General features: G+C 52.9%; 6 protein-coding genes and 1 tRNA gene. All 7 read right to left on the bottom strand.

What is annotated here, in order from left to right; genetic code table 11:
• Positions 1 to 24: 24 nt before the first annotated feature.
• Positions 25 to 101 (bottom strand) — tRNA-Met (locus AC9UG7_RS11260).
• Between the two features lie 21 nt (positions 102 to 122).
• A complete protein-coding gene (gene rplQ / locus AC9UG7_RS11255; protein ID WP_509587760.1) occupies positions 123 to 512 on the bottom strand; it encodes a 50S ribosomal protein L17 in 390 nt (129 codons plus the stop codon).
• A gap of 85 nt (positions 513 to 597) precedes the next feature.
• Positions 598 to 1,593 (bottom strand): DNA-directed RNA polymerase subunit alpha, encoded by a 996-nt coding sequence (locus tag AC9UG7_RS11250; RefSeq protein WP_509587757.1) that lies wholly within the window; start codon positions 1,591 to 1,593, stop codon positions 598 to 600.
• A gap of 109 nt (positions 1,594 to 1,702) precedes the next feature.
• Positions 1,703 to 2,326 carry a 30S ribosomal protein S4 gene (gene rpsD / locus AC9UG7_RS11245; protein ID WP_509587755.1) on the bottom strand — a complete coding sequence of 208 codons (624 nt, stop codon included), beginning with the start codon at positions 2,324 to 2,326 and terminating at the stop codon, positions 1,703 to 1,705.
• A gap of 84 nt (positions 2,327 to 2,410) precedes the next feature.
• Entirely contained in the window at positions 2,411 to 2,815 is a 405-nt protein-coding gene (rpsK, locus tag AC9UG7_RS11240; RefSeq protein WP_509579504.1) for a 30S ribosomal protein S11, read from the bottom strand.
• A gap of 13 nt (positions 2,816 to 2,828) precedes the next feature.
• Positions 2,829 to 3,194, bottom strand: a complete 366-nt coding sequence (rpsM, locus tag AC9UG7_RS11235; RefSeq protein ID WP_509587752.1) for a 30S ribosomal protein S13 — start codon at positions 3,192 to 3,194, stop codon at positions 2,829 to 2,831.
• A 27-nt stretch (positions 3,195 to 3,221) separates the two neighbouring features.
• Positions 3,222 to 3,335, bottom strand: a complete 114-nt coding sequence (gene rpmJ / locus AC9UG7_RS11230) for a 50S ribosomal protein L36 (protein ID WP_037485061.1) — start codon at positions 3,333 to 3,335, stop codon at positions 3,222 to 3,224.
• Positions 3,336 to 3,371 lie beyond the last annotated feature (36 nt).

Raw genomic sequence — 3,371 nt, 5'->3', positions numbered from 1 at the left:
CACTGAAAGTGGGCGTCGTGTGTTTGGTTGCGCGAGCAAGATTTGAACTTGCGACCTTTGGGTTATGAGCCCAACGAGCTACCAGGCTGCTCCATCGCGCGTCGTGTGCTTGATTGTAACTGTTATTCGCTTGTAGCGGGTGTGTCTTGTACTTCTGGACGGTCAACCAACTCGACCAATGCCATGGGTGCGTTGTCACCAACGCGGTAACCCATTTTCAAAATACGTGTGTAGCCACCGGGACGGGTTTTGTAGCGAGGACCCAAGTCTGCAAACAACTTGACCACGTTGTCGCGGTTACGCAAGCGGTTGAATGCCAAGCGCTTGTTGGCGAGTGTGGGCTCTTTGCCGAGTGTGAGCATGGGCTCGATGACGCGACGCAGCTCTTTGGCTTTGGGCAATGTGGTTTTGATGACTTCGTGTTCGATCAACGAATTCATCATGTTTTGCAACATGGCCAGTCGGTGTGAGCTGGTGCGGTTGAGTTTGCGAAGTCCGTGTCCGTGACGCATGATCTTTTCCTTGGTGACGTTGTTTTGCCGGCCGCCGTATCAGGTACGGCCAGGGGAGGCGGTGTGTACACCGCTCTGTTTTGTTTTAAATACGTTTTGCTTCAAGACCGCTCGGTGGCCAGCCTTCGAGTTTCATACCCAAAGTCAATCCGCGTGAAGCCAGCACTTCTTTGATTTCGTTCAAAGATTTGCGCCCCAAGTTTGGCGTCTTGAGCAATTCGTTTTCTGAGCGCTGGATCAAATCGCCGATGTAGAAAATATTTTCTGCTTTGAGGCAATTCGCAGAGCGAACCGTGAGTTCGAGTTCGTCCACGGGTCGTAACAGGATCGGGTCGACCTGCGCGGTGCTGCGCGGTGCTGGCGCATCAAATGCGGCCAACTCGTTACCTTCGAGTTGCGCGAACACGGCCAACTGCTCGACCAAAATTTTGGCCGACGAACGCACGGCATCTTCTGCAGTGATGGCGCCATTGGTTTCGATTTCAACCACCAAACGGTCCAGATCGGTACGCTGCTCGACGCGGGCATTTTCAACGCTGTAACTCACGCGCTTGACGGGTGAGAAAGAAGCATCCAGCACAATGCGACCGATAGATTTGTTGACTTCGTCCGCGTGACGGCGCATTGAGCCAGGCACATAACCACGGCCCTTTTCAACTTTCAATTGAATATCTATCTTGCCACCGTGTGACAAATTGGCAATCACATGCTCGGGGTTGATGATTTCCACGTCATGCGGTGTCTGAATGTCTGCAGCGGTGACTTGACCTTCACCGTCTTTGCGCAAACTGAGTGTGACTTCATCACGGTTGTGCAGTTTGAACACCACGCCTTTGAGGTTGAGCAGGATATTGACCACGTCTTCCTGTACACCGTCAATCGATGAATATTCGTGCAGCACGCCTGCGATAGTGACATCGGTCACTGCATAGCCGACCATGGATGACAACAACACACGGCGCAAGGCATTGCCCAGCGTGTGGCCGTAACCACGCTCGAACGGCTCGAGCGTGACTTTGGATTTGTTGTGGCCAAGTTGTTCTACTTGGATAGCTTTGGGCTTTAAAAGATTTGTTTGCATTCGTTTTTTCCCTCTCAATGCCCCCGGTTCGTTACACCGGTAAGGCTAGATGATGACCCCCGTACAACAGCGCACGGGGCGGCGGATTCAAGAGGCAGTGTTGCCTCGGTTAACGCGAATACAACTCAACGATCAAAGATTCGTTGATGTCAGCCGCAAATTCGTCACGGTCAGGCGCTTTCTTGAATATGCCTTCCGCTTTGTCGATATTGACGTCTACCCATGCAGGCATGCCTACTTGGGTTGCCAATTGAAGGGCTTCGATCACACGACCTTGTTTTTTGGATTTTTCACGAACGCTCACCACATCGCCTGCTTTGACCAGGTAAGAAGGAATATTCACCTGTTGGCCATTGACCGTGATGGCTTTGTGAGAAACCAATTGGCGTGCTTCTGCTCGGGTAGAGCCGAAACCCATGCGGTAAACCACGTTATCAAGACGCGACTCGAGCAAAGACAACAGGTTTGAACCTGTATTGCCTTTTTGTTTGTCAGCCATCGCAAAGTAGCGACGGAACTGACGCTCCAACACGCCATACATGCGTTTGACTTTTTGTTTTTCGCGCAACTGCAAGCCGAAGTCAGACATACGTTGGCCAGAGGTGCGGCCATGCTGTCCGGGCTTGCTGTCGAACTTGGATTTGTCTGCGATAGAGCGACGAGCGCTCTTCAAAAACAAATCTGTGCCTTCTCGGCGGGAGAGTTTGGCCTTGGGGCCTAAGTAACGTGCCACTTGAACTTCCTTTTTGTCATCTGCCCGCTATAAAAACGGGGAGCCGTTATTGCTTGCAACAACGGCGGTGGGCTTGGTTTGAAATCAGATGCGACGGCGCTTTTGCGGACGGCATCCGTTGTGGGGAACCGGCGTCACATCAGAAATAGAGTTGATGCGAATGCCCAGGGCTGCCAACGCACGAACAGAAGACTCGCGGCCGGGGCCAGGTCCTTTGATTTCGACGTCGAGGTTCTTGATACCCTGATCCATGGCTGCGCGACCTGCCACTTCGGATGCCACCTGAGCGGCAAACGGTGTGGACTTGCGTGAGCCCTTGAAACCTTGACCACCGGACGAGGCCCAGGACAGGGCATTGCCTTGGCGATCGGTGATGGTGATGATGGTGTTGTTGAAAGAAGCATGCACGTGTGCAATGCCATCGGCCACATTTTTGCGGACTTTCTTGCGCACGCGTTGTGCGGCTGAGTTGACGGGTGCTTTTGCCATGGGGGTCCCTCAGTTATTTCTTCAGTGCAGCGGCTGCCTTGCGGGGGCCTTTGCGGGTACGTGCATTGGTACGGGTGCGCTGACCGCGCATCGGTAGGCCGCGACGGTGACGAAAACCACGGTAGCAACCAATGTCCATCAAACGTTTGATGTTCATAGTGGTTTCGCGGCGCAAGTCACCTTCAATGGTGAAGTGGGCGATTTGATCGCGGATTTTTTCCAGATCAGCGTCTGTCAAATCCTTGATTTTTTTCGCATACGCAATGCCACACGCTTCACAAATTTTGCGAGCGCGCGTGCGACCGATACCGAAAATCGATGTCAAACCGATTTCGGTGTGCTTATGGGGCGGAATATTGATACCAGCGATACGTGCCATGAGTAACCTCTTGAATGCGTTGTTCGATCAGCCTTGACGCTGTTTGTGACGCGGGTCGGTGCAGATAACCCGCACCACGCCCTTGCGGCGGATGATCTTGCAGTTGCGGCAAATTGTTTTGACCGAAGCCGAAACTTTCATTTCATTCTCCTAAAAACCCGGAACACGCACCCTGCG

Origin of the sequence: Limnohabitans sp., assembly GCF_046052765.1 — a bacterium.
Classification (GTDB): Bacteria; Pseudomonadota; Gammaproteobacteria; order Burkholderiales; family Burkholderiaceae_C; genus Limnohabitans.
The sequence above is the reverse complement of the archived record's forward strand: the minus strand, read 5'-3'. Positions and strand labels throughout refer to the sequence as shown.

What these genes read in the sequence shown, in the direction of transcription:
- AC9UG7_RS11250 (WP_509587757.1), bottom strand. Translation starts at nt 1,593, where the DNA reads ATGCAAACAAATCTTTTAAAGCCCAAAGCTATCCAAGTAGAACAACTT.
- rpsM (WP_509587752.1), bottom strand. Translation starts at nt 3,194, where the DNA reads ATGGCACGTATCGCTGGTATCAATATTCCGCCCCATAAGCACACCGAA.
- rplQ (WP_509587760.1), bottom strand. Translation starts at nt 512, where the DNA reads ATGCGTCACGGACACGGACTTCGCAAACTCAACCGCACCAGCTCACAC.
- rpmJ (WP_037485061.1), bottom strand. Translation starts at nt 3,335, where the DNA reads ATGAAAGTTTCGGCTTCGGTCAAAACAATTTGCCGCAACTGCAAGATC.
- rpsK (WP_509579504.1), bottom strand. Translation starts at nt 2,815, where the DNA reads ATGGCAAAAGCACCCGTCAACTCAGCCGCACAACGCGTGCGCAAGAAA.